Consider the following 23,804-nt stretch of genomic DNA (forward strand, 5'->3'; position numbering starts at 1 on the left):
TAAAGGGCATTCAAAGTGACGCGCAAAGATGCCATCGACGCAAGCCATCGGCTCTTCGACAGTGGAGAGTTCACAGCCCTGCTCGCCAAGCGTATCGCCATTCCCTCGACCAGCCAGGAGGAAGACAAGCGTTGGGCCTTGGCGGCCTATGTGCGCGAGGAGATGGGTCCTTACCTGGAGGCGATGGGATTTACCTGGCGCATACACGAGAACCCGGCGATGGCTGAGGTTCCTTTTTTGACCGCCGAACGGATCGAGGATCCGGCGCTGCCGACGGTGCTGACCTATGGGCACTGCGATACCGTGCGGGGCATGGAAGGACGATGGGCGGGCGGGCGTGACCCCTGGACACTGACCTGCGAGGGTGAGCGGCTGTATGGTCGTGGCACCGCGGACAACAAGGCACAGCACAGCCTCAATCTGGCAGCACTGAAGGCCGTGCTCGCATTGCGCGGCGGCCATCTCGGCTTCAACGTCAAAGTCTTGCTGGAATCCGGCGAGGAGGTTGGTTCGCCCGGGCTCAGGGCCTTTTGCGAAGCCGAAGCCGATCGGTTGGCTTCCGACATCTTCATAGCGTCCGATGGCCCGCGCGTGCGCCCGGACCTGCCAACCCTCTTCGGCGGCTCGCGCGGCGCCCTTAACTTCTTCCTGCACTGCGATCTGCGCGAAGGCGCGCACCATAGCGGCAACTGGGGCGGTCTGCTGGCCAATCCCGGCACCATCCTTGCCAACGCGATCGCCAGTTTGATCGGCCCCCAGGGTGAGATTCGCGTTCCGGAGCTGCGTATCGAGCCTGGCGAAGCGATCCGTGGAGCCCTCTGGGGCCTGCCGCTTCCCGGAGTCGAGGGTGGCTTGGAGCCGGATACCAATTGGGGCGAACCGGGGACTACCCCGATTGAGCGCGTCATTGCCTATAACGCCCTGGAGGTCTTGGCTTACGAAACCGGAACGCCGCACCACCCCGTCAATGCAATACCCGGCAAGGCATCGGCGGCCTGCCAACTCCGTTTTGTCGCGGACTGCGATTGGCGGGGCGCACTGCCCGCGATAGAGCGGCACCTGAACCGGGAGGGTTTCGAGCGTGTGAAAGTCGAGGCCGCCCCCGAAACCGTGATGCCCGCTACCCGCATGGACCCGGATCATCCCCTGATGCGTTGGGCGGCATCCTCGCTGAGGTCGACGACCGGGCGGCCCCCGGCGGTATTGCCAAACCTTGGCGGCTCAATTCCCAACGACTGTTTCATGGAGGCTCTGGGATTGCCCACCGTCTGGGTTCCGCATTCCTATGCAGCCTGCTCCCAGCACGCGCCAAACGAGCACGTACTTGCACCGGTCCTGCGTGAGGCGTTGGGCATCATGGCGGGCCTCTGGTGGGACCTTGGCGAGGCCGATGCGACGGCCCTGACCGGCAGAGAATAGAAAGCCCCCTTTCACTGACGGGCCCGGGCCGCTATATCCCTGAGGTACATAATCTTAGGGATGAATTATGCCGATCAGCAAAGACGACGCACTGGCGTTGCTTGACAGCGTTATTGCCAAGGCCAAGAAAGCCGGCGCGGAGCAGGTAGATGCCCTGCTCGCCCAATCGACCAGCCTGTCTCACGCCCAGCGACTGGGTGAGGTTGAAAAGCTGGAGCGTTCCGAGGAACAGGACCTGGGATTGCGCGTTCTGATTGGCAAAAAACAGGCGGTCGTTTCGTCAAACGACTTCGACTCGGCAACGCTCGATCAACTTGTGGAACGCGCGGTTGCGATGGCCAAGGTGGTGCCCGACGACCCCTATTGCGGTTTAGCTGAACCGGCGCAGCTGGTCACCCAGCGCCCTGATATCGATTCCCTCGATCCCCAGGAGCCGGCGCCTGAACGGCTGATCGAGCTGGCACGCGCCGCGGAGGAAGCGGCCCGCGCGGTCAAGGGCGTCACGAACTCCGAGGGCGCGGAAGCCGGATGGGGACAAAGTTTCGTCGTTCTCGCCGGTTCCAACGGCTTTTCCGGAGCCTACGAGCGTTCCTCCCATTCCTACGGCGTGTCGGTCCTGGCAGGCGAAGGTGTATCGATGGAGCGCGACTATGCTTTCAGTCAGGCCGTTTACGGCGGCGACCTGCGCGACCCTGCCGAGGTTGGGCGCGAGGCCGGCGAGCAGGCAGTGCGGCGTCTGGGCGCACGACGCCCTAAAACCGGTCGCTACCCGGTGGTATTCGATCCACGGGTCGGCAACAGCCTGTTGCGCCATTTCGCGGGCGCCATCAACGGCGCGGCAATCGCCCGCGGCACCTCCTTTCTCAAGGACAAGCTTGGCGAGATGGTTTTCGCCGATGGGATCAACATCATTGATGACCCGCACCGCCCGCGCGGCCTTGCGTCCAAGCCTTTCGACGCCGAAGGGCTAGCCAATCGCAAGCATAACCTCATCGAGAACGGTCGCCTGACGACCTGGTTGCTCGACCTTTCCACCGCACGGCAACTGGGCCTTGAAAGCAGCGGCCACGCTTCGCGCGGGACTGGAGGGCCGCCACACCCCTCCTCCACAAACCTCTATTTGGCGCCCGGCAAGATTACCCGCGACAGTTTGATCGGTGAGATAAAGCAGGGTTTCTACGTCACCGAGATGATGGGAACGGGCGTCAACGGCGTGACCGGCGATTACAGCCGAGGCGCAGCCGGCTTTTGGATTGAAAACGGTGAGATTGCCTACCCGGTCAGCGAAGCCACGGTTGCCGGTAACCTGAAGGACATGTTTGCGAAGCTGACTCCCGCCGACGATCTCGTGTTTCGCTATGGAGCCAATACCCCAACGCTACGGATCGACGGAGCAACGGTTGCCGGCGGCGGCGCGTGACCTTGGCGTCACCGTCAGGCCGGCACCGTAAGGCGCACTCTGTGCTCTGAAAGGCTGACGCTGACCGGTGTCATGCCGATACTGTCGCCGTCAGCCTGTACTGGTTGACCGATCGGGCTGGTTACACGTAATTCATCGAACGCGATGACCTTGAGATCGCTGCGCCGGAATAGCTTTCCCGCCAACAAAGCCGCCCCATAGCTTAGCACCGCCATGGGGCCACGGCGGGTAAAGAGGCACGCTTGAAGTTTCGGTGCCGAGAGACCCGCTGCGGGGGTGAGCAAATAATGACCGCCGTATCTTGAAGACCGAGCCGCGATGATGGCATGTGCCGTTTCCACCTTCCCGTCACGGACAACGGAGAAAGCTGGGTAAGCATATCGAAAAGCAAGCCGCAGCGATTCCCACACATAGGCACCCTTTCCCAACCTGCGCTTCAAATCGCTGGAAACCCGCGCTACAACCTCGGCATCGAACCCTACGCCCGCCATCAGAATAAAATAACGCTGTCCGCTGTTCCCAAAACGAACCTCGCCCAAACGCACCTCGCGAATGCCACCTTCCACAAGACAAGCGGCGATACCGGCGGCGGTTCGCGGCAGACCGATTTCAGCCGCCAGAACGTTTGCCGTTCCAAGCGGAATGATACCTATCTGCGGCCCGGCGTTGGTTATGCCTGATGCCGCCAGACCGTTCACCACCTCATGCACTGTGCCGTCACCACCGGCGACCGCAAGGCGAACGACACCGCTGGCAAGCGCTTCGAGCGCCAGGCGTTCTGCATCCCCAGGGCCTGCAGTCGTTCGCAGTTCGACCCGCCAACCAAGCTGTTCAAGTGCGGCGAGGACTGACGAAAGTCGCCGACCGTGGCGCTGGCCGGCAGAGGGATTGTAGATAACGGGCAGGACACGAGTAGTGCTCGCCTTGAAGCTTTTCGACAATATAGATTCCTTTAAAAAACCTGCTGATTACTAATAAATCCTTCATGTCATTTCTGTTTCATTTCAAAGTCAACGGGGTGAAGTTTCCTCGATTTCAGCTCAATAAAATTGACGTATGACAATACTTTCCTGATAAGCGGCAGGAAGGGCATGGCCACCCGACTGAACAAGAGGAAAGGGTCCGAAAGAGGCATGGTTGCAACCCGCAGCGAACCTGACAATCCGACCAAGTCACGTCAATATCGCACCATTTTCCTTTCTGATATTCACCTCGGCACGCGTGGTTGCCAAGCGGAATATCTGCTCGACTTCCTGAAGCACAATGATGCGGAAATTATTTATCTAGTCGGCGATATCATCGATGGCTGGCGGCTGAAACGCTCTTGGTACTGGCCGCAAAGCCATAACGATGTGGTGCAGAAGTTACTCCGCAAGGCACGAAAAGGGGCAAAGCTCGTGTATGTGCCGGGCAATCACGACGAGGCGCTGCGACAGTATATCGGTGTCCATTTTGGCGGAGTCGTCGTGGCGCAGGACATGATCCACACCACCGCCGACGGCAAGCGCCTACTCGTAATGCACGGCGATGCCTTCGACGGTGTGGTACGCTACGCGCGCTGGTTGGCGCTACTGGGTGACAGCGCATACACGCTGGCCCTGACCGTCAACACCTGGTTCAACTTCGCACGCCGGAAACTGGGCCTCGGATATTGGTCGCTGTCGGCTTATCTGAAGAACAAGGTAAAAAACGCCGTGAAGTTCGTCGATAGCTTCGAGCGTGCCGTCGCGCAAGAAGCGCGGAGGCGCGGCGTCGATGGCGTTGTTTGCGGCCACATCCACAAGGCTGAGATGCGGACTATCGGTGATATCCTCTACATCAACGATGGAGACTGGGTCGAAAGCTGCACGGCACTTGTGGAACACCATGATGGTCGCTTGGAGATCATAGCCTGGGCCGAACAGCGTAACTTTTCGATGCTTGAACGTCGGGTCGATCCGTCACCACCGGACCACGACACGGAGCTTGCCGCCTGATGCGCCTCCTCATTATCAGCGATGCCTGGTATCCGCAGATCAATGGCGTCGTCCGAACATTACAGCGCCTGCAAAAGGAGTTGCTGGAACTGGGGCACGATGTGGAGGTAATACATCCAGGCCAGTTCAGAACCTTACCTTGTCCTACTTACCCGGAGATACGGCTTGCGATCTTCCCTCGCCGCCAGGTCGGACGTCATATTGCCCGGTTCGCGCCGGAGGCGATTCATATCGCGACCGAGGGGCCTTTGGGCTTGGCGGCACGGCGCTACTGTCTGAGAAACAAGCTACCTTTCACCACCTCATATCACACGCGGTTTCCAGAATATTTCGCCGAGCGCCTTCCTGTACCGCTCGACTGGGTCTACGGCTTCGTACGCAGGTTTCACAACAGCGGCGTCGGAACCATGGTCGCTACCGCAAGCCTGAGACAGGAGCTGACCGAGCGCGGTTTCACACGGGTTCAGCCCTGGACTCGCGGCGTCGACAGCTCGCTTTTCCGGCCGCTTCCGCCACCTGATATCGAATTTCCAAGGCCCGTCTTTCTCTCGGTGGGCCGTGTCTCGGTGGAAAAGAATTTGGAGGCCTTCCTCCGCCTTGACCTCCCCGGCAGCAAGGTTGTCATCGGCGACGGCCCTCACCGGGCGACTCTTGAGCGACGTTTTCCCGGAGCTCATTTCCTCGGCGCTAAGGAGGGCGAGGACCTTGCCCGCCACTATGCGCTCGGCGATGTGTTTGTTTTTCCCAGTCGAACCGATACTTTCGGCTTAGTTCTCCTCGAAGCGCTCGCGTGCGGTCTGCCGATCGCCGCTTATCCGGTACCCGGCCCATTGGATGTCGTCGGGGACAGCCCTGCCGGAATACTGGATGAGGACTTGCGCACTGCCTGCATCAAAGCGCTCGATGTTTCGAAAGATGACTGCCTCAACCACGCCAAAGACTTCTCCTGGCAGACCTGCACCGAACAATTCATCAGTAATCTGAAACCCCAAGCCACGGCCTAGGGAATCACCCGAGCCCGTGTTATTGTCCGCCTTGCTGAGGGGAGCTTGGCGCGGGGTTGCGAGTGACAGAACAATCGGATAGTGCGGCGTGTCCCCAAGGTAGACTGCGGGGGGCGCGACCGGAACATAGCAAACGTTTGATTGCACGGCTGCTGCGCGGCTATCTGCATGACCAGATCGGGCGTCTGGCTGTCGGTTTCGTTTGCATGGGATTGGTCGCCGTTACTACCGCTGCTTTCACGCAGCTCATCAAACCCATTGTTGACGAAATCTTCCTACACCAGGACTCGGATCTGCTGCTTCCAATTGCGGGGTTCACGCTGGCCGTCTTTGCCATCAAAGGTTTGGCCAGCTATGGCGAAGCGGTCTTGATGAACAAGGTTGGCCTGAGCATTGTCGCGGCCCTGCAAAAGCAGCTTTATGGCCGCTTGGTCGGCGCGGATCTGGCGTTTTACAACGAAACCGCGCCGGGCAGCCTGATCTCGCGATTCATCAATGATGTGACCTTGTTGCGCACGGCCGTCACGCAATCGGTCACCGGCGTCGGCAAGGACCTTCTGACCGCTGCTGCCTTGGTCGCCGTCATGTTTTACGAGGACTGGCTTCTCGCCAGTATCGCTTTTTTCGCTTTCCCCTTGGCGATCTTCCCTATCGTGCGGATCGGCAGGCGGATGCGGAAGGTTTCCAGGCGGTCGCAAACCGAAGTGGGTCGTCTTTCCAGTCTGTTGGACGAAACCTTCCAAGGCATCCGGCACGTCAAGGCTTACGGCATGGAACGCTACGAGGAGGCCCGTGCCGGTGCCGCCATCGACGAGGTCTACCGCCTCAATCTCAAGGCCGAGCAGACGCGAAACCTGTTGCATCCGATCATGGAGATGCTGGGCGGTCTGGCCATCGTCGCGGTCTTACTCTACGGCGGCTATACGGTCATCGACGGCGACCGCACGCCTGGTAGCTTTTTTGCCTTCATATTTGCCCTGCTGCTGGCCTACGAGCCGGTCAAGCGCCTTGCCCGGCTGAACTCCAAGCTGCAGGAGGGGCTCGCCGCGGCGGAACGTATTTTCGATATCCTCGACCGCCAGCCGGAAATCCGCGACCGCAATGAGGCCAAGCCGCTGCGGTTGGATCAGGGCGCCATCGCCTTCCGGGATGTAAGCTTCGGATACCACCCCGGCCAATCGGCTCTGACCGATCTGTCTCTTGAGATACCAGGGGGCTCGCGCGTCGCACTTGTCGGATCCTCGGGGGCCGGGAAATCAACGATCCTCAACCTAATACCGAGGTTCTACGATCCCGATTCCGGGCAGGTTCTGATCGACGGACAGAACATTCGAGACGTTCAGCTTGCCTCCCTACGCAAGAACATCGCCCTGGTCAGTCAAGAGATCGTGCTGTTTGACGACACCGTCGGCATGAACATTGCCTACGGCAGTCCCGACGCCACCCCCGAACAGATCACAGCGGCGGCGGCAGCGGCGGGCGCCACGGATTTCATTGAAGCCTTGCCCGATGGTTACGATACGTTGATCGGCCCACGCGGGGCCAAGCTGTCGGGCGGTCAAAGGCAACGGATTGCCATCGCCCGCGCGTTATTGAAGAACGCACCGATCCTGTTGTTGGACGAAGCGACCTCGGCTTTGGATAGCGAAACCGAACGTGCCGTGCAGGAAGCGCTTGAGAGTTTGATGAAAGGCCGCACAACCCTGGTGATCGCCCATCGTCTTTCAACCGTCATCGGCGCCGACCAAATCGTCGTGCTGGACGCCGGCCGGGTCGTGGAGCGCGGTCATCACGAGGCGCTGCTCGCGAAAGGCGGAAGCTATGCACAGCTCTACCGAGCACAGTTCGCCGAAGCGAGCGGGAACAGTGATCGCTCATGAAGGTCTTGCTCGACAATCGGCAAATGCAAACCGCGGCAGGCTGGTGCGCCGGAATGCTCGTGCGCTTGCTGCGAGCCTCCCTGCGAAGCGAAGAGCATGTGCCTGAGGAAACCCGTAAAGTTCTGACTAGGCCGGGACCCGTAATCGGGTGTTTCTGGCATGGGCGCCTGCTCTCCCTCGTTGGACAGAGACAAGTTCCGCCGGAAGCTGTTGATTTTCTGGTATCGCCGCACCGCGATGGCCTGCTGCTATCGCGCGCCCTGGCGCGCCTCGGGTGCAAACCGCATTACGGATCGAGCAACCGGGACGGTGTCAAGGGTCTGCGGGCACTATTGCAGGCAGTCGGCGGCAAAGGGCGGATCGTCGCAATTACGCCCGATGGCCCAAGAGGGCCGATCCAGCAAGCCAAGATCGGCGCCATCAAGCTGGCACAGCTTACCGGCGCACCCATCGTACCTCTGTCGGCCAGCGCCCGCTTCGGCCATCGTTTCACCTCGTGGGACCGCTTCTTGTTACCGCTGCCCTTTGCACGAGCCTATATTGCCTGGGGGGCGCCGATCGAGGTGCCGCGAAACGCGAGCGACGCAGACCTTGAGAGATATCGTCTTGATTTGGAAACAAACTTGAACATGCTGACCGCAGAAGCGGATGCCGCGCTCGGCCATGACCCGGCGCCCCCTTCTCAAGGAGTTGACCCGCGCTGATGGACTGGACGTCGCTTTACCGCATTCTGACTGAACTCGGCGCGCCCATTATCCGCGGCATCCTTCGCCGGCGCCTTGCCAGGGGTCGCGAAGATCCCTTGCGATTCTCCGAACGCAAGGGGAAGCCGGGTTTACCGCGCCCTGCGGGACCGCTTCTTTGGCTTCATGCCGTGAGCATCGGCGAAGCGCAATCCGTCCTGACGCTGATCCGTTCGATCCGTGCGTTGTATCCCAATCTGGGGATGATCATGACCACCGGCACCGTCAGTTCGGCCCGCATCATGGCCGACCGTTTGCCTGCGGAAGTCATACATCAGTACGCACCTATCGACCGCTTGCCGTGGGTGCGGAACTTTCTTGTGCATTGGCGGCCTGACGCCGCGCTTTGGATCGAATCGGACCTTTGGCCGAATATCCTCATCGAATGTCGCCATGCAGGCATGCCGATGATGATGTTGAATGCCCGTGTTTCGGAGCGCTCTGCGAGGTTGTGGCGACTTCTGCCGGGGGCGTTGCGACCAGTACTCGAGGGTTTTCAACTTTGTCTGGCCCAAGACGAGGCCCAAGGCGACCGTCTGAAGTCACTTGGCGCAGCACGCGTCAAGGTCGTCGGCAATGTAAAGTACGCGGCCGACCCGCTGCCCTTCGACCCGGCTGAACTGGCAGGATTGAAAGCCGCCATCGGCGATCGACCCATCTGGCTTGCCGCCTCGACCCACCAGGGTGAGGAGGAGATAGTGGCTCAAGTGCACCAGGCGCTGCTGCGGGACCTCCCCAGGCTTATGACGATCATTGTGCCGCGACACCCGTCGCGCGCCGACAGTATCGCCGAAGCGCTCGACCGCCAGAACTTGGCGGTGGCACGACGCAGTCGTGGCGAGGTTCCGACAACTGAAACTGCCATTTATCTCGCAGATACCATTGGCGAACTGGGCCTTTTCTATCGCCTCTGCCGGATTGTATTCGTCGGCGGCAGCTTGATCCCCAGAGGTGGGCAGAACATGCTCGAGCCCGCCCGACTGGACTCCGCCCTGCTCCATGGTCCGAACTGCTGGAACTTCGCAATGATTGCCAGGGCTCTCGACGCCTGCGGCGGCGCGCTTGAGGTTCGCGACGCTGGCGAGCTAAGCGCGCGCTTGAAAGTGCTGCTGCAGGACGAAAGTGAAAGCGCCAAGATGGCCGATGCAGCCAGCGCTCTGGCCAGGGAGGAGGCAAAAGTGCTTGGTCGCCTTCTCACTGAATTGGAGCCATTGCTCAGACCACTGGCGCAGGCAACCCCTTCACAGCCGGAGGCCTGATGTCCCTGCGTGCACCACGGTTTTGGCAGTCCAGGGGTGCGATCTCCAGCGCGTTGCTGCCCGTTGCCTGGGCATACGGCGCCATCGCCACCTCTCGCTGGAGAAGGACAGAACCAATCGACTGTGGCTTACCGGTTATTTGCATCGGGAACCTGGAGGTCGGCGGCGCGGGGAAGACCCCGCTCGCTATCGACCTCCTGGTCAGGCTGCAAGCACGCGGCTTGAAGCCTTTCGCATTGACGCGCGGTTACGGCGGCAAGCGATCCGGTCCATTGCTCGTCGATCCTGCGCGGCATGATTGGCGGCAAGTCGGCGACGAGGCGCGGCTCCTGGCGAGCCACGCGCCCACCATCGTCTCGGGCGACCGGGTGGCCGGCGCGCTACTCGCAAGGCAACAGGAAGCTGATATCATCGTCATGGACGACGGCTTCCAAAATCCAGGTCTCAAGAAAACTGCGTCACTTCTGGTCATCGACGCCGATTATGGGCTGGGAAACGGCCGCTTGTTCCCCGCTGGACCTTTACGCGAGGCACCTGGCGCCGCCCTTGCCCGCTGTGATGCTGTTATCCTGGTCGGAGACAGCGGCGGTCTGCCGGATGAACTGAGCGGCACCTCACTCCCACTTTTCAAGGCTGCGATTCGAACCTTGAACAAGCCGCTTGATCTCAAGGGTCTGAGGGTCATCGCTTTCGCCGGAATCGGTCGACCTAAAAAATTCTTCGATGGGCTTCGCCGGATTGGGGCCGAATTGGTAAGCGCCGTCGCTTTTCCAGATCATCATCCCTACCGGGCGGCCGACCTTGCACTGATCCTGTCCAAGGCCGCTGACCTTGACGCATTGGCGGTTACCACCGAAAAAGACCGGCAACGCCTCGACCCGGAACTAGCCGAGAGGGTACTGGCGGTTCCGGCCGCTTTCATCTGGCAGCAAGAGGCTGAGATCGACGCGCTCCTCGACAGAATTCTGGACGGGCAATGACGCCAACAAAAGTAAATCCGACGGGGTCAAAACTCTCGAAGTCGCCTGTGTCCGGACGACGGGGAGCCTTGCGTCTGTTGCAGCATGCCTTAGAGGTAACCGCTTTCCGGCTTTCGATGGGGTTGATGCGCCTCTTGCCGCTCGATGTCGCCTCTGCCCTAGGAGGGTTCCTAGGACGCACACTCGGTCCCTACAGCAACGCCAGTGAGCGCGCCGCCCGCAATCTGCGGCTGGTCTTTCCCGACATGCCGGACAGCGAGCGTCGGCGCATCACGCGCGCGGTGTGGGACAATCTTGGTCGTCTCGGAGCTGAATACCCGCATCTTGCAGAGATTACGGACCCGCGAAGCGGACGCCTTGAATTACGCAACAGCGGCCCCGTTACGGATCACGTCAAAAGCGGACGACCGGCGATTGTCGTTTCCGGGCATTTCGCCAACTTCGAAGCCATGCACGTTCGCGGCGCGCGGGAACTTGTCCGAACCGCCACTGTGGTACGCGACCCCAACAACCCGATGATCCGCGATGCGCTCGAGCATTTCCGCAAGGTCGGTGGCGGCGAGCGAGTCGGGAAAGGACACCAAGGCGCGCGCAGCCTGATTGCTTATCTGGAACGGAATTTCTGCCTCACCATGCTGGTAGACCAGCGGATGAATCGCGGCATCACCGCCGATTTCCTGGGGCACCCCGCGCAAACGCCGACAGCCGCCGCACAACTGGCATTGCGGTTTGACTGCCCGCTGGTCGTTGCCACCATGGAACGCAAGCGAGGGGCGCATTTCATAATGACCCTATCCGACTTGATCTGGAGCGAGCAGACCGTCGACCGGCATCAGGAAATCGCCCGATTGGTGGGAGAGATCAATCAACGACTGGGTACGGAAATCCGACGCCGGCCCGAAAACTGGTTCTGGTTGCATCGACGTTGGAGCGAAGAGGTATATGCTCAAGCCGGGCTTTAACGCAGATCCCTCGTCGAACCTCAGGCCACTTACTGCTGTGGCATGGGCCCGACGACGAGCATCGGGTCGACCCGCTCCTCGAACCAGTTCATCCGCCAATCCAGATGCGCACCGGTGACACGTCCGGTTGCCCCGATGCGGCCGATCAGATCACCTTGAGAGACTTCCTGCCCCTTTTCGACCACGACCTCGCTCAGGTGCAAAAAAGCCGAGGTCAGACCAAAACCGTGATCGATGATGATTGTACCGCCGGTATAGTAGTGATCGGTTACCGCCAAGGTCACGACACCTCCGGCGGGCGCCACCACCGGCGTGCCTTCCGGCCGCGCGACATCGACGCCGTAGTGTGGCTGCTTTGGTTGGCCGTTGAGAATCCGCTGCGAGCCGTAGACGCCGCTGATGGGCCCCGTGGCAGGCCAAATGAAATCACCCAGCGCGAAGGGCAGATCCCGATCCCGGCTACGCGCCTCATAGACCTCGGCGCGCTCGCGCTCCAACCGATCCAGTAGGTCCTGTGGCGGTGTCACCATGTTGTTGGGGAGACCGTCGATGCGTTGTATGTCGTAGGTGCGCTGAGCAACCGTGATAGGTACCATCAATCCAGCGCCGCCCGGTTCACGCAGCGTTAGAATAGCCTGACCAGGGGCGTCCCGATGAAAACCGAATACAAATCGTCCGTCCGAAGAAACCCTGAGTTTGCGGTCATCGAGAAACACCTCGTTGCCCGGTGCGGTCCGGCCCCGTATCAAACCGCCCTGGGTGGCGTCGCCCTCAAGGATCGGCGGCTCCAGGGCCTGTGCCAGGGCCGCGGACGCCAGCAAACCAAACCCGATCAGCAAGCTGGTGAGCTTCATAGCAAGGTTCCCTGATCGTCTTCGTTCCTCGGCTTCTTCCGGCTACTCTTGGTCGGCGTCTTGTCCGGCGTTCCACCGCTGCCGCTACCGACCGTCATGGCTTGCAAACGCCCGTCGCGCATTTCTATGTCCAATGCCATGCCGCTGCCAACACTTGCCGCATCGGTCACGACCTTACCCCCGGCGCGCAGCACCGCGAAGCCACGCTGCAGTACGTTGCGATAGGAGTAGCTCTCAAGTAACCGCCCGAAACTGTCGAGCTTTTGCCTGGTATCCTGAACGCGCAGACTCCAGGCTCGGTTGATCCGCCGTCCTGGATCGAGCTGCGCAAGCGCGCGCTCATGCGGTTCCGTCAGCCTATACTGCAAGCGGGCCAGGCGCTTGTGCCAGTCCGCAACCTCGCGCGCCGCCTGGCTCAATTGCTGGCGGGGATGCGGTAGGCGTGCGCTCCATTCCCGCAAAACGCCGGCACGGCGTTCCAGGGAACCAAGCAGGGCGCGGCCCAGGCGCTCGCCCATATCATCGAGCCGCTGGCTGCGCTCCTCCAACATCCGGCCCGGGTGCACCAAGCCACGCCCCAGGCCATCCAGGAATTCCCGCCTTTGGCGCAACCCGCGGCTCCCGGCCGCCAGCATCCGGGACTCCAGGGCAGCCACCTGCTCGATCAGGTCGCTGCGCACCGGTACCGCCATCTCCGCAGCCGCCGTCGGTGTTGGCGCCCGCCGGTCGGCCGCATGGTCGATCAGCGTGGTGTCGGTTTCATGCCCAACCGCAGCGATCAACGGGATCGCCGACTCGGCGGCGGCCCGCACAACGATTTCCTCGTTGAAGGCCCAGAGGTCCTCCAGGGACCCGCCGCCCCGGGCCACAATCAGCAAATCGGGCCGTGGCAGCGCGCCGCCGGGCCGCAGCTTGTTGAAACCCTCGATCGCCGCGGCAATCAAAGGCGCCGCCGTTTCCCCCTGAACCGGAACCGGCCAGACCAGGACATGGCTGGGAAAGCGGTCATGCAATCGGTGGAGAATATCGCGAATGACGGCACCACTGGGCGAGGTAACGACGCCGATTACATTGGGCAAATAAGGCAGCCGTCGCTTGCGCTCCTCGGCGAAAAGCCCTTCGGCGGCGAGTTTGCGCTTGCGCTCTTCCAGCAGCTTTAAAAGCGCGCCTTCACCGGCCACCTCGATTTGATCTATGACCAACTGATAGGAGGACTTGCCGGGATAGGTGGTCATGCGGCCCGTCGCCACGACCTCCAAACCATCCTCCGGACGTACGGACAAGCGCCCAAGAACGCCGCGCCAACAAACGGCATCCAGCACCGCGTTCTCGTCTTTCAGGCGAAAATAGCAATGCCCGGAAGCCGGAAAGCTCGGGCGTGAAATCTCGCCACGGACGCGGACATGCTCAAAGGTGCCCTCGACGACCTTTTTTACGGCCTGGGACAACTCCGATACGGAAAATTCCGGGAGGTTACTGGACAAAGGAGACGCCTGGTCGGATAAGTCACTCATGGTTTCGCAGCCATGCTACAAGAGCGGCGCAGCGGATGCCAGTCGCGAGACAATGAGATACGAAACGTAAGAGCGAGGAAGCAAGCAATGAGAATTCTGGTCGTCGGCGGCGGTGGACGCGAACATGCACTTTGCTGGGCGCTGGAAAACTCGCCACTGGTGCAGGAGTTGATCTGCGCGCCCGGCAATGCAGGTATTGCTCGCCATGCCGAATGCGTTCCCGTCGACGCCGAGGACGTGGAAGCCCTGACTGCGCTTGCCCGCGACCGCAAGGTCGATTTCGTCGTGGTTGGCCCGGAGGTTGCCTTGTGCAAAGGCCTGACCGATAGCCTGAAAGCCGCAGGCATCAAGTCCTTTGGACCCAGCGCGGCTGCGGCGCAACTCGAGGGGTCCAAGGGCTTCATGAAGGATATCTGCCGTGAATTCGGGATACCCACGGCAAAGTACGGCCGTTTCAGCGATCTTGAGGAAGCTCTGGCCTTTGTGCGCGCGCAGGGGGCGCCGATCGTGATCAAGGCCGACGGATTGGCGGCCGGTAAGGGCGTTGTCGTTGCCCAAACACTCGAAGAAGCCGAAACCGCAACCCGTGCCATCCTCAGCGAGGAGGCCTTCGGTAAAGCGGGCGCAGAAGTCGTGATCGAGGCGTTCATGGAAGGTGAGGAGGTCAGCTTCTTTGTCCTTGTGGACGGTGAAGCGGCACTACCACTTGCCTCCGCCCAGGACCACAAGCGCGCGTTCGATGGCGACGAAGGGCCCAACACCGGCGGCATGGGGGCCTACTCCCCAGCACCGGCCCTGACGCCGGCCCTCGCCGACCAAGTGATGCGCGAGATTATTCGCCCCACGATTGACGGCATGAAAGCCCGCGGCTGCCCTTACAAGGGTGTGCTCTATGCGGGCCTGATGCTGACGGACGAAGGACCGAAGCTGGTGGAATACAACGTTCGATTCGGTGATCCGGAATGCCAGGTGTTGATGCTGCGCCTGAAAAGCGACTTGCTTCCCGCCTTGATGGCCTGTAGCGACGGCCTACTGCGAAACGTCGATCTGCGATGGCACGACAACGCAGCCTTGACTGTGGTCATGGCCGCAAAAGGCTATCCCGGCGGTTATGAGAAAGGCAGCGTCATATCCGGGCTCGATGCGCTTCAGGATGACCCCGATCTAGTGGTTTTCCATGCGGGCACCAAAGCCGGGACCAATGGCGCAGTCCTCGCGAACGGCGGGCGAGTGCTGAATGTCACCGCATTGGGTTCCAGTATCGGCGCGGCGCAAAAGCGCGCTTATGATGCGGTCGATCGCATTGATTGGACCGAAGGCTTCTGCCGCCGCGACATCGGCTGGCGAGCCATTGAACGCGAGGCAAAGATTGGGCGCTAGTCGAGAGGGCTGTGCAGCCCACTCAGAATGTCCAGGTAGTCAGGCCGCTCCGGATCAAGCGCACCGTGCCGGATGAAGAAGTCGATCAGAACCAAGTTGACGTTGAATTTGAAGGCGTCGGTTTCCTCCACACAACGCATAACTTTCGCCAATGGCCAGAGCTCAAAGTACTGCATCTCGCCGTCGCGCGGGTGCGGCTCCATGCCCGCCGACAATTCCAGGTCGTAGACAAAAAGCACATCGTCGCGAATCTGGTTCTCCCAATAGGTAAGGTAATTCAGCGCGCCTACAGGTTTGGCCCGACCCGCAACCTCCGGGCTCAAGGAGGCCTCTTCCCCGGCTTCCTTGATCAGGTTTTCCCGCAACGATAGGTCGAAGGGCTGACCTCCGGCGACCAAGTGATCAAGCTTGCCGGGCGCCACGGCCTTATCCAGAGCCCGCTTGCCAACCCAAAGGGATAGCCCCGATTTGTCCCGCACGAAACCGTTCAAGTGGACGCCGAACGAGCGAATACCAAAAGAAGCCACGGCCCCGCGATCCATTAACATCACGGGCGCGTCTCCCCAGCGGCGGACAACGGGATAGAGTTCCCCGCGACGGCGGAAGTTGTGCCCGGCCTGCGCACCCGCTTTTTCAACCAAGGCGTCCAAGGATTCATCGAAAGCCTTCGTACGCTCAACCGCCGTTGGTAGCTCCGCACCAAAAACAACAGCGCCCTGCGTCAAGGCAAAGGGTGGTCCGAATCCTTCCAGGACAGCCGCAAAAGCCTGTGTCACCCAGCCAAACCGCTGACCGGCGATGCAAAGCGGCAAAAACCGCTCGGCGGGCCATCTGTTACAGATCTGAATGTGGTGGAGGAAAGACATGTGAAATGCGTCGGCCCCTGTTACGGCAAAGGATACTCACGTCGGCTTGCCAAGTAACAGCAAAACCAGTGTGACGGTTATGATAGCAGCCATGCTGGTCAGCAACACGACGCTGCCGGCACGGCGATGCCATGCGCCGTAGCGCTCGGCAAAGATATAGGCGTTCACGCCGGTCGGCATGGCTGCCAGCAAGACCGCGACAGCGGTCCAAAGAGGCGGTAGCTCAAAGATCCAAGCCGCCGCTACCCAGACGATCAACGGGTGGATGATCAATTTGATGAAGCTTACCGTGATCGAGTCCATCAGATTACCGGCCAAGCGATACTGCCGGAGCGCTGCCCCCGTGCTAAAGAGCGCGCAAGGAATCACCGCCTGCGCAAGCAAGTCCAGGAAACGGTCGGCGGCGGCAGGCAGCCCCCAGCCCGTCTCGCCCCAGAAAATACCGATGACCAGCGCCAGGATGAGCGGATTTCCAAGAATACCCTTCAAGCTCTGGATCAGCGTGGACAGAAGTCCGCCGCCACCTGCGCGGACCAACTCAAGAGCGACGGTCACTGTCGAGAAATAGAGAATTCCATGGAACGCCAGAAGCAGGAAGAAAGGCTGTGCCGCGGCATCGCCGAAGGCTGTCAGCACCAGCGGAATCCCGAACATGACCGAGTTTGAGAAGCAACCGGTCATACCGGCGATGACGGATTCCATCGCGCCTTGCCGGAACACCGCTTTCCCCACAAACCAAGTCAACAGCGCCACCGCCAGACTGCTTCCGTAGTAAGCGACCAGAAAATCGAAGGGTAGGTCGCCGGGCAGCGGCGAGCGGGCCATGGCGCGAAACAGAAGCGCGGGTGCGGCGAAGTTGAACACGAATGTCGCCAGCGTCTGAGCGGCACCTTCCTTCAACCAGCCGAAATGTGCGGCGATATATCCCAGTAAAGCGAGGCCGAAAACCGGCGCAGCGATATTGAAAACGATTTCCATGCGGGCGAACACCAACCTCGATCACGCGCCGCAAGTCGCTGCGCCTTGGTCATTTTTTCAGGATTTAACCGCAGTCAGCACCGTCTCCACACCCCAAATCTGGCGCAGGCACCGCGCGATATAATCTCCTTTGTCAGGTTCCAGTCCTTGGACCTGCAGGTCAATGGTCAGTTTCTCCCCGCGTGGCCCGGCGCGGTCGCTGTGCCAGCGGTCCGGTACGATATTGCGCTTGGCAAACAGTTCCAAAACACGCGGCATCACACCCGGGTCGGCGTGAGCAAGCAACGAGAAGCAAAAGGTTGAAGGTCGAAGAGCCGGGGGAAATCCCGGCTTGGGTTTGTTAGCGGTCTCGGCGACCGCATGTGGTTCTGTACCCAACATGACGTTGAAACTCCGAAGCATGGTTCCAGGCAAACAAACAGCAAAATCCCGGTCGCCCGCAGGGCGCCGGGTCGCTAATTCGCAGCCCGCTTCGTTGTTTCGGCATCAATTCCATAAGTTCAGCTTACGCAATGACTTAAGAGTGGTCAAGTATACCAGACATGTCCTCCAGCCCCCTTGCTCATTTGTCAGCGACCTAGTAACCATCGGCTATGGACAGCATCACAATCAATAACAAGCGCGAGATTAGCGCCGAGGATCAACCCGCGACCCTGCATGAGCAGATGCGGTCCAATGCTCGCATGGCGAGTCGATTCCTTAAGGCCGTCAGCCACGAAAACCGCTTGTTGATACTCTGTCTGTTGGCCGAAGGCGAAAAAGCGGTGACGGAGCTTGAACGGACGCTCGGCATGCGTCAGCCAGCAGTCTCGCAGCAGCTGGCTCGCCTGCGCAGCGACAATCTGGTGCGGGCTAGGCGCGATGGCAAGGCCATCTATTACTCTATCGCCAGCGAGGAAGCACGGCAGCTGCTGACCCTGCTCCACAGCCTTTATTGTGGCAAGTCTGAGTCGTAGCGTCTGCCCATTCCAACGAGAATGCCCGGCAATGACTCCTTTTACTTCTCAGAATCGATAAGGCGTTCTATTAAGACCTGTCATTGAAGGCTGCCTGCTTTTGGGAGTCTGGGTCAGAAGAGCAATCCGGGGGACTGCTTTTCATCTTGCCTGGACCAACTACGACCCAGCACCAAGCGTGACCCGGTGTCAAAAACGATGGGCGGCCGATACAGGGGAGTAATCCGTCATGTCAGATATCCAGTCTATCGATGTAGGCCAACGGCCAACCGGCGGCCTTTGGGCCATTCTGAGCCTGCAGCATCTCTTTGCGATGTTCGGCGCAACCGTTTTGGTTCCCATTCTAACCGGGCTGCCGCCTGAGGTGGCTCTTGTCAGCAGTGGTCTTGGAACCTTGATTTATCTCCTTTGCACCGGTGGTCAGGTGCCGGGTTATCTGGGCTCCTCCTTCGCCTTTATCGGTCCAATCGTCGCTGGTGCGGCGCTTGCGGGAACCAGCGGCGCGCTGTTTGGTGCGTTTTGTGCCGGTGGCGTTTACCTGCTCGTTGCCGCCCTGGTGCGCGGATTTGGGGTGGGCTGGTTGATGCGGCTCCTGCCGCCGGTCGTCGTTGGGCCGATCATCATGGTCATTGGCTTAGGGCTGGCGTCGATCGCTGTGGGCATGGCTCAGGGCACCATCGCCGGGGGACCTTACAACCTGACCAATTTTCTCGTGGCTTTGGTCACCCTGGGCGCGATTCTGTTTTTCTCTCTGGTGCTGAAGGGCTTTTTCAGCGTCATCCCCATTATTCTGGGTATCGGCATTGGCTATATCGTGGCCTTGATCGCGGGCCTCGTGGATTTCACGCCGGTTGCCGAAGCTCCCTTGTTCCGCGTTCCCGGCTTCGTCAGCTTCCTCGGCGGGTTCGGCGAAGGCGGGATTCCCTGGGGTGTCCTGCCCATCCTGGTGCCGGTCGCGCTCGTCACCATTGCCGAGCACATCGGAGACACGGTCGTGCTTAGCCGTGTCGTCGGGCGTAACTATCTCAAGACACCGGGTCTTCACCGGACCCTGTTGGGCGACGGCCTGGCAACCATGGCAGCGGCCGTGATCGGCGGTCCTCCAAACACCACTTACGGCGAGAATATTGGCGTTTTGGCAATCACCCGCGTCTATTCCGTCTGGGTTATCGGCGGTGCCGCGGTCCTGGCCATTCTCCTGGGTTTCCTCGGCACGGTGGCGGCCTTCCTCGGATCGATTCCGACGGCGGTCATGGGCGGCGTTTCCATTGCCCTGTTCGGCGTCATCGCCTCCTCGGGTATCCGTACCTTGATCGAGGGCAAGGTCGATTTCGGAGAGCGCCGCAACCTGCTCGTTGCATCCGTCATTCTGGTCATCGGAATTGGTGGCGCGACCTTGCAGATCAGCGATCAGTTCACAATCTCTTCGATGGCGCTTGCCGCTATCGTGGGCGTGGCGCTGCATGCACTGCTGCCTGACCGGCATCTGGGCGGTGACACTGAAACGGTCCTGGGCGGTCATGGCTGAACGCCGGTAAGCTAATCAACGGCAAAGGGCCGATGCGCTGGCTGGCGTATCGGCCCTTTCTTTGTTTCGAACTATCGGAACCTTCTCAGCGCCGGTCGCCCTTACCGTAGTGAGCTTCGATTCGTGCTTGAACCATTTCGAAGCAGATCGACATGGCCCAGTATACGAGCGATGCGGTGATGAGCATTTCCAGGTGCTTGAACTCTGCCCGGCCTTGCGTTTTGGCAAGAAACGTCAGCTCCCAAACGCCGACAACCGAAACCAAGGAGGAATCCTTCAGCATGGCGATGAACTGATTGCCCGTCGGCGGCACTATCAACTTCATGGCTTGAGGCAGCACGATCTTACGCATGATCACCACATGCTTCAGCCCCAGCGCCGAGGCAGCCTCGTATTGACCCTGGGCGACGCCGATGATTCCGGCCCTGAAAATCTCCGCCATGTAAGCGCCGTAGCAAAGCGAGAGCGCCGCGATTCCCGCCGGCACGGGATCCACGACGAAACCCATCTGCGGCAGCCCGATATAGATCAGATAGATCTGCATCAGTAACGGCAGGCCGCGAAAAAAGGAGATGTAGAAGGACGATATGCCGTAGGCGATTGGATTTTTCGACAGCTTGGCCAGCGCCGCAACTAACGCAATGACGCAGGCAATGGCGATTGAGACGAGCGAGATATAGATCGTCGTGAAGGCGCCCTGCGTGATCAGGAAGCCGACCTTTTTGCCGATAAAACTGTAGCTAAGGTCGAAGGAATAGAAAAAAGCCATGAAGAGGACAAACAGTTGCCCCCAAACGAGCGGTAAGCGCACGCGCTTTGGCAGCAAACCGACAATGATAGCATCGAGCCAGATTAAGGCCGTGACCACCAGCCCGCAGGCAAAGCGGCCCCATAAACCGCTTTCGCCCGGCTCGCCAATGGCCGGGCGGAGGAATTCGCCGATCATGGTGTCGCGGAGATCGACCAGCGCAAAGAGAAAGACACCGAACCAATAGCCGATCCAACGGCGCGCCAGCGGCCTTTCGAATAAAGTAAAGACGGAATCCATCATGAAACGGCCGCCGACGCTGGGCAGGCGGCAACGCCTTGCCAAGCTCCATAGCCCGGCAAGGACGCTGCACCCTGCGTTCGGTTCTTGATCACACCACCTGTCACTTTACGGTGGTGTAGTCGACGCCGTACCACTTCTCGGAGAGAGCCGCCAACGTGCCATCGTCATGCATCGCTTGAACGGCCTCTGCGATCTTGGCATTGAATTCGTCGTCGCCTTTATCGGTCGCGACGGCCAACGGCTCGTAGAAGCCCGGTTCACCGACGACCCGCAGGGGATAGTTGTTCTTGATGGCCTCCATGATCGTCGGCAGAGCCGACATCACTGCGTCCAAACGAGTGCCGTCACCAAGACGGAGATCGTCGAAGGCATTGGTATCGGTCTCATACGACCGGATTTCTCCAGCATCTACATCATAGGTGAACTCTGGTGTGCCGACGGCATCAATAACCAGGTTCTTGTTCAAATAAGCCTCGTAGGTACAACCGCCGCATACACCGATCGTCTTGCCATTGAGATCGGCCAGCGATTGCGCGCTGCTGTCTTTATGCACGGCGAATGCCGCCGGTACGTAGTAGTAGATTGCAGGGAAGTCGAGCACCTCGGCGCGCTGGGTCGTTGGCGTCATTGAGCCGACCGACATGTCCCAGCGGCCCTGCCAGTTTCCAGCGGTAATCACCTCCCAAGAAGGCGTGATGATCTTCAGCTCCACGCCCAACCGCTTTGCGATCTCGCGGCCCACGTCGACGTCAAAGCCATCCATTTCGTTATTATCGTTCAGGAAAGATTGCGGCGGATAGGCCGGATCGGAAGACATGACAAGTTGCTTTTCGGCCATTACCCGGTCCAGCGTAGCGCCGGCAAAAGCCACAATTGGTATCAAAACAAGCCCTGCTGCAAACAGACTCGCTGATATGAATCCTGTAACTTTCATTACTTCATCTCCCTATCGTTGTCTCTTTTCGATGGTAAGACTGAACACAATCGCTTGTGGCGAAATTCAGCTCCACAGTTGCCCTAATCATGGAGTAAGTTCGCGAAAATCGCGCGAGCTTTTTTCCCAAGCAGTCGTTAGATTAAACTTCTTGATCATTCGTACAACAAGAAAACGGTAGACCATGTCACTTGCAAAGAGCGCCCGGCAAGGTACGGACCAAAGCCGATTCTCGTCCGTCGTTGAACAGATATCCGGCGAGGGCGCGCGTGCCTGGGAGATTCATTTTGTAGCCTCACAGCGCTTCGCGGCCGGGCAGGACATTTTGCGTTTGACGATTGGCGATCACGACTTCGACGCTCCGACGGCAGCGATCGAGGCAACCGTGGCAGCGCTTCGGTCCGGTCGCCACCACTATACCCGTGCGGGCGGCGAGTTACCCTTGCGCGATGCTGTCGCACGGTGGCAGTCCAAGTTGAATGGCCAACGCCTGTCACAGGAAAATGTCGTTGTTCTGCCGGGCGCACAGTCGGCACTTTACACGGGCGCGCGCTGCCTGTTCCAAGCGGGTGACAGCATCATCGTTCCTGACCCGATGTACGCCACTTATGAAGCAACGCTCCGGGCGAGCGGCGCCGAGGTGCGGCGCGTCCCACTACACCCTGAGAACGCGTGGCGGTTGGATCCACAGGATGTTGCGCACGCGATCGACAACAGTGTTCGCGGGATCGTTCTGACGTCGCCCCACAACCCAACCGGCGCGCTGATCGACGCGGAAAGCCTTGATGCCATCGCTCAACTCGCGCGTGATCATGACCTCTGGATCATAAGCGACGAGGTTTACGCGGCGATGGTCTACGAGGGTGAGCACCGGTCGATTGCAACTTTGCCCGGCATGTCGGACCGCACGTTGGTTCTGGGTTCGCTTTCCAAATCCCACGCCATGCCCGGTTGGCGTATTGGCTGGGGCGCGGGTCCGGCAGACCTGATCGAACACATGATTCAGCTTTCAAGCTGCATGTTCTTCGGCCAACCGCCCTTTGCCCAGGACGGCGCGCTAGAGGCCATCGAAAGCAGCGCTGATACCGCCGTGTGGATACGCGACCTCTATAGGGTGCGCCGGGACCGGTTTTGCGATCAGGTGGCGAAGATTCCCAGATTGTCCTTTCAACGGCCTGCGGCTGGCATGTTCGTGATGCTCGACGTTCGCCAAACCGGTGTTTCAGCGAAAGAATTCGCCTGGGGCCTTTTGGATGCCGAAGGTTTGGCCCTGATGCCAGGAGAAGGGTTTGGCGACATGGGCAAAGGTCACCTTCGGGTCAGCCTGTCGGTCGATACCGATACCATCGATGATGCCGTGGCACGGTTGGCCCGCTATACTGGAAAGTTAGCCTGAACGGTTTCCCGTATCGGGGAACGCCCACAGCCGCCCGATCCAATTAAGCACCGTCTGGCAGCCTTCGTCGGCGGAAAACACCTCGGGGTCAAGACACCATTCCAGCCAAAGGCCGTCGAGCATTGCAGAAAGACTGATCGCCGTCAGCCGGGTGTCGAGTGTAACGCCGCGCTTTTCCGCCGCCGCGCCGAGCAGCCCCTCCAGCCGCTCGCGATAAGCTGCATAAACCTCCCGATGCATACCGAAAACCCGCGTATCCGTCCTGACGAGGCTCCAAAAACCGATCCAGACCGCCAACAGGTCGCTGTCCAGAATGGGCGGTTCGAAACTCGCCTTCACGAAAGCCGTCAGACGCGCGTCCGGGTCCGGGCCTGCGGCGACCAACGCGGCGCCCAGTGTCCTGTCGACAGTTTCTCCAATCTGCCAGTAGGTCTGCGCTATCAGGTCTTCCTTGCCCGCGAAATGATGATTGACGAGGCCGGGAGAAACCTCCGCACGCAGCGAGATTTCTCGCACCGACGTGCCCGCCACGCCCAACTCCGCAAGGCATCTCGCAGTTGCCTCGATCAACTTGCGGCGACGTTCTTCCGGCAAATCGCGGCTGTATTTCGGTTGTCTTTGCACCAGAGCCCCTATTCCTCTTGCTTTATTTATTGTACATTCGTACAACAAGGATATCAATCAGCGCGTCACTATCCCGTGAG

Annotated in this window: 22 protein-coding genes; 13 read left to right on the forward strand and 9 right to left on the reverse strand. The window is 60.1% G+C overall.

What is annotated here, in order from left to right; genetic code table 11:
* Positions 1 to 15: 15 nt before the first annotated feature.
* The gene (locus FHR98_RS14990) at positions 16 to 1,419 is read left to right on the forward strand and encodes a M20 family metallopeptidase (RefSeq protein WP_183417547.1); all 1,404 of its coding nucleotides are present in this window, start codon (positions 16 to 18) and stop codon (positions 1,417 to 1,419) included.
* Positions 1,420 to 1,486: 67 nt separating this feature from the next.
* Positions 1,487 to 2,839 (forward strand): TldD/PmbA family protein, encoded by a 1,353-nt coding sequence (locus tag FHR98_RS14995; protein WP_183417548.1) that lies wholly within the window; start codon positions 1,487 to 1,489, stop codon positions 2,837 to 2,839.
* Positions 2,840 to 2,853: 14 nt separating this feature from the next.
* Here FHR98_RS14995 and FHR98_RS15000 read toward each other — a convergent pair whose 3' ends face one another.
* Positions 2,854 to 3,780 carry a diacylglycerol/lipid kinase family protein gene (locus tag FHR98_RS15000; protein WP_183417549.1) on the reverse strand — a complete coding sequence of 309 codons (927 nt, stop codon included), beginning with the start codon at positions 3,778 to 3,780 and terminating at the stop codon, positions 2,854 to 2,856.
* Between the two features lie 192 nt (positions 3,781 to 3,972).
* Between FHR98_RS15000 and FHR98_RS15005 the strand changes: the two genes are divergently transcribed.
* From FHR98_RS15005 to FHR98_RS15035, 7 genes are all read left to right on the forward strand, one after another.
* On the forward strand, positions 3,973 to 4,815 hold the full coding sequence (locus FHR98_RS15005; protein ID WP_183417641.1) for a UDP-2,3-diacylglucosamine diphosphatase: 843 nt from the start codon (positions 3,973 to 3,975) through the stop codon (positions 4,813 to 4,815).
* Entirely contained in the window at positions 4,815 to 5,819 is a 1,005-nt protein-coding gene (locus FHR98_RS15010) for a glycosyltransferase family 4 protein (RefSeq protein WP_183417550.1), read from the forward strand. The genes FHR98_RS15005 and FHR98_RS15010 overlap by 1 nt, the downstream gene beginning before the upstream one ends.
* A 62-nt stretch (positions 5,820 to 5,881) precedes the next feature.
* Positions 5,882 to 7,699 carry an ABC transporter ATP-binding protein gene (locus tag FHR98_RS15015; protein WP_221205924.1) on the forward strand — a complete coding sequence of 606 codons (1,818 nt, stop codon included), beginning with the start codon at positions 5,882 to 5,884 and terminating at the stop codon, positions 7,697 to 7,699.
* Positions 7,696 to 8,403, forward strand: a complete 708-nt coding sequence (locus FHR98_RS15020) for a lysophospholipid acyltransferase family protein (protein WP_183417551.1) — start codon at positions 7,696 to 7,698, stop codon at positions 8,401 to 8,403. Before FHR98_RS15015 ends, FHR98_RS15020 begins: the two co-directional genes overlap by 4 nt.
* Entirely contained in the window at positions 8,403 to 9,701 is a 1,299-nt protein-coding gene (locus FHR98_RS15025) for a 3-deoxy-D-manno-octulosonic acid transferase (RefSeq protein WP_183417552.1), read from the forward strand. Before FHR98_RS15020 ends, FHR98_RS15025 begins: the two co-directional genes overlap by 1 nt.
* Positions 9,701 to 10,681 carry a tetraacyldisaccharide 4'-kinase gene (gene lpxK / locus FHR98_RS15030; protein ID WP_183417553.1) on the forward strand — a complete coding sequence of 327 codons (981 nt, stop codon included), beginning with the start codon at positions 9,701 to 9,703 and terminating at the stop codon, positions 10,679 to 10,681. The genes FHR98_RS15025 and lpxK overlap by 1 nt, the downstream gene beginning before the upstream one ends.
* Positions 10,678 to 11,643 (forward strand): lysophospholipid acyltransferase family protein, encoded by a 966-nt coding sequence (locus FHR98_RS15035; protein WP_183417554.1) that lies wholly within the window; start codon positions 10,678 to 10,680, stop codon positions 11,641 to 11,643. The genes lpxK and FHR98_RS15035 overlap by 4 nt, the downstream gene beginning before the upstream one ends.
* 29 nt (positions 11,644 to 11,672) lie before the next feature.
* Here the strand turns inward: FHR98_RS15035 and FHR98_RS15040 are convergent, their stop codons facing one another.
* Both FHR98_RS15040 and xseA read right to left on the reverse strand, forming a co-directional pair.
* A complete protein-coding gene (locus tag FHR98_RS15040; RefSeq protein ID WP_183417555.1) occupies positions 11,673 to 12,497 on the reverse strand; it encodes a M23 family metallopeptidase in 825 nt (274 codons plus the stop codon).
* Positions 12,494 to 14,011, reverse strand: coding sequence for an exodeoxyribonuclease VII large subunit (xseA, locus tag FHR98_RS15045; protein WP_183417556.1), 1,518 nt, complete (start codon positions 14,009 to 14,011; stop codon positions 12,494 to 12,496). Before xseA ends, FHR98_RS15040 begins: the two co-directional genes overlap by 4 nt.
* Before the next feature lie 87 nt (positions 14,012 to 14,098).
* On the opposite strand from xseA, the gene purD reads away from it, so the two are divergent.
* Positions 14,099 to 15,391, forward strand: a complete 1,293-nt coding sequence (gene purD / locus FHR98_RS15050) for a phosphoribosylamine--glycine ligase (RefSeq protein WP_183417557.1) — start codon at positions 14,099 to 14,101, stop codon at positions 15,389 to 15,391.
* On the opposite strand, the gene FHR98_RS15055 is transcribed toward purD, so the two are convergent.
* From FHR98_RS15055 to FHR98_RS15065, 3 genes are read right to left on the reverse strand one after another with little or no spacing between them, the layout of a single operon-like run.
* Positions 15,388 to 16,257 carry an NUDIX hydrolase gene (locus FHR98_RS15055; RefSeq protein WP_183417558.1) on the reverse strand — a complete coding sequence of 290 codons (870 nt, stop codon included), beginning with the start codon at positions 16,255 to 16,257 and terminating at the stop codon, positions 15,388 to 15,390. The genes purD and FHR98_RS15055 overlap by 4 nt on opposite strands.
* Positions 16,258 to 16,293: 36 nt before the next feature.
* Entirely contained in the window at positions 16,294 to 17,235 is a 942-nt protein-coding gene (locus FHR98_RS15060) for an AEC family transporter (protein ID WP_183417559.1), read from the reverse strand.
* A 57-nt stretch (positions 17,236 to 17,292) separates the two neighbouring features.
* The gene (locus FHR98_RS15065; RefSeq protein WP_183417560.1) at positions 17,293 to 17,616 is read right to left on the reverse strand and encodes an ACT-like domain-containing protein; all 324 of its coding nucleotides are present in this window, start codon (positions 17,614 to 17,616) and stop codon (positions 17,293 to 17,295) included.
* 212 nt (positions 17,617 to 17,828) lie between these two features.
* Here FHR98_RS15065 and FHR98_RS15070 point away from each other — a divergent pair, with 212 nt between their 5' ends.
* Both FHR98_RS15070 and FHR98_RS15075 read left to right on the forward strand, forming a co-directional pair.
* The gene (locus tag FHR98_RS15070) at positions 17,829 to 18,191 is read left to right on the forward strand and encodes an ArsR/SmtB family transcription factor (RefSeq protein ID WP_221205925.1); all 363 of its coding nucleotides are present in this window, start codon (positions 17,829 to 17,831) and stop codon (positions 18,189 to 18,191) included.
* A 229-nt stretch (positions 18,192 to 18,420) separates the two neighbouring features.
* A complete protein-coding gene (locus FHR98_RS15075) occupies positions 18,421 to 19,719 on the forward strand; it encodes a solute carrier family 23 protein (protein WP_183417561.1) in 1,299 nt (432 codons plus the stop codon).
* 85 nt (positions 19,720 to 19,804) lie between these two features.
* Here the strand turns inward: FHR98_RS15075 and FHR98_RS15080 are convergent, their stop codons facing one another.
* Together FHR98_RS15080 and FHR98_RS15085 are read right to left on the reverse strand one after the other, a co-directional pair.
* Complete coding sequence (locus FHR98_RS15080) at positions 19,805 to 20,812, reverse strand: amino acid ABC transporter permease (RefSeq protein ID WP_246377911.1); 1,008 nt, start codon at positions 20,810 to 20,812, stop codon at positions 19,805 to 19,807.
* Positions 20,813 to 20,870: 58 nt separating this feature from the next.
* Positions 20,871 to 21,704, reverse strand: a complete 834-nt coding sequence (locus FHR98_RS15085) for an ABC transporter substrate-binding protein (RefSeq protein WP_183417562.1) — start codon at positions 21,702 to 21,704, stop codon at positions 20,871 to 20,873.
* 184 nt (positions 21,705 to 21,888) lie between these two features.
* Between FHR98_RS15085 and FHR98_RS15090 the strand changes: the two genes are divergently transcribed.
* Positions 21,889 to 23,100, forward strand: a complete 1,212-nt coding sequence (locus tag FHR98_RS15090) for a pyridoxal phosphate-dependent aminotransferase (protein ID WP_183417563.1) — start codon at positions 21,889 to 21,891, stop codon at positions 23,098 to 23,100.
* On the opposite strand, the gene FHR98_RS15095 is transcribed toward FHR98_RS15090, so the two are convergent.
* Complete coding sequence (locus FHR98_RS15095; RefSeq protein ID WP_183417564.1) at positions 23,092 to 23,724, reverse strand: TetR/AcrR family transcriptional regulator; 633 nt, start codon at positions 23,722 to 23,724, stop codon at positions 23,092 to 23,094. The genes FHR98_RS15090 and FHR98_RS15095 overlap by 9 nt on opposite strands.
* Positions 23,725 to 23,804 lie beyond the last annotated feature (80 nt).

The organism is Limibacillus halophilus, from assembly GCF_014191775.1.
In the GTDB taxonomy this organism is placed as follows: Bacteria; Pseudomonadota; Alphaproteobacteria; order Kiloniellales; family CECT-8803; genus Limibacillus; species Limibacillus halophilus.

Excerpts from the sequence above, each read along its gene's own strand:
- FHR98_RS14995 (WP_183417548.1), top strand. The coding sequence starts at position 1,487 with ATGCCGATCAGCAAAGACGACGCACTGGCGTTGCTTGACAGCGTTATT.
- FHR98_RS15020 (WP_183417551.1), top strand. The coding sequence starts at position 7,696 with ATGAAGGTCTTGCTCGACAATCGGCAAATGCAAACCGCGGCAGGCTGG.
- FHR98_RS15055 (WP_183417558.1), bottom strand. The coding sequence starts at position 16,257 with ATGTCTTTCCTCCACCACATTCAGATCTGTAACAGATGGCCCGCCGAG.
- FHR98_RS15085 (WP_183417562.1), bottom strand. The coding sequence starts at position 21,704 with ATGAAAGTTACAGGATTCATATCAGCGAGTCTGTTTGCAGCAGGGCTT.
- FHR98_RS15090 (WP_183417563.1), top strand. The coding sequence starts at position 21,889 with ATGTCACTTGCAAAGAGCGCCCGGCAAGGTACGGACCAAAGCCGATTC.
- FHR98_RS15005 (WP_183417641.1), top strand. The coding sequence starts at position 3,973 with ATGGTTGCAACCCGCAGCGAACCTGACAATCCGACCAAGTCACGTCAA.
- xseA (WP_183417556.1), bottom strand. The coding sequence starts at position 14,011 with ATGAGTGACTTATCCGACCAGGCGTCTCCTTTGTCCAGTAACCTCCCG.
- FHR98_RS15010 (WP_183417550.1), top strand. The coding sequence starts at position 4,815 with ATGCGCCTCCTCATTATCAGCGATGCCTGGTATCCGCAGATCAATGGC.
- FHR98_RS15060 (WP_183417559.1), bottom strand. The coding sequence starts at position 17,235 with ATGGAAATCGTTTTCAATATCGCTGCGCCGGTTTTCGGCCTCGCTTTA.
- FHR98_RS15040 (WP_183417555.1), bottom strand. The coding sequence starts at position 12,497 with ATGAAGCTCACCAGCTTGCTGATCGGGTTTGGTTTGCTGGCGTCCGCG.
- FHR98_RS15075 (WP_183417561.1), top strand. The coding sequence starts at position 18,421 with ATGTCAGATATCCAGTCTATCGATGTAGGCCAACGGCCAACCGGCGGC.
- FHR98_RS15065 (WP_183417560.1), bottom strand. The coding sequence starts at position 17,616 with ATGTTGGGTACAGAACCACATGCGGTCGCCGAGACCGCTAACAAACCC.
- FHR98_RS15035 (WP_183417554.1), top strand. The coding sequence starts at position 10,678 with ATGACGCCAACAAAAGTAAATCCGACGGGGTCAAAACTCTCGAAGTCG.
- FHR98_RS15070 (WP_221205925.1), top strand. The coding sequence starts at position 17,829 with ATGGACAGCATCACAATCAATAACAAGCGCGAGATTAGCGCCGAGGAT.
- FHR98_RS15025 (WP_183417552.1), top strand. The coding sequence starts at position 8,403 with ATGGACTGGACGTCGCTTTACCGCATTCTGACTGAACTCGGCGCGCCC.
- purD (WP_183417557.1), top strand. The coding sequence starts at position 14,099 with ATGAGAATTCTGGTCGTCGGCGGCGGTGGACGCGAACATGCACTTTGC.
- lpxK (WP_183417553.1), top strand. The coding sequence starts at position 9,701 with ATGTCCCTGCGTGCACCACGGTTTTGGCAGTCCAGGGGTGCGATCTCC.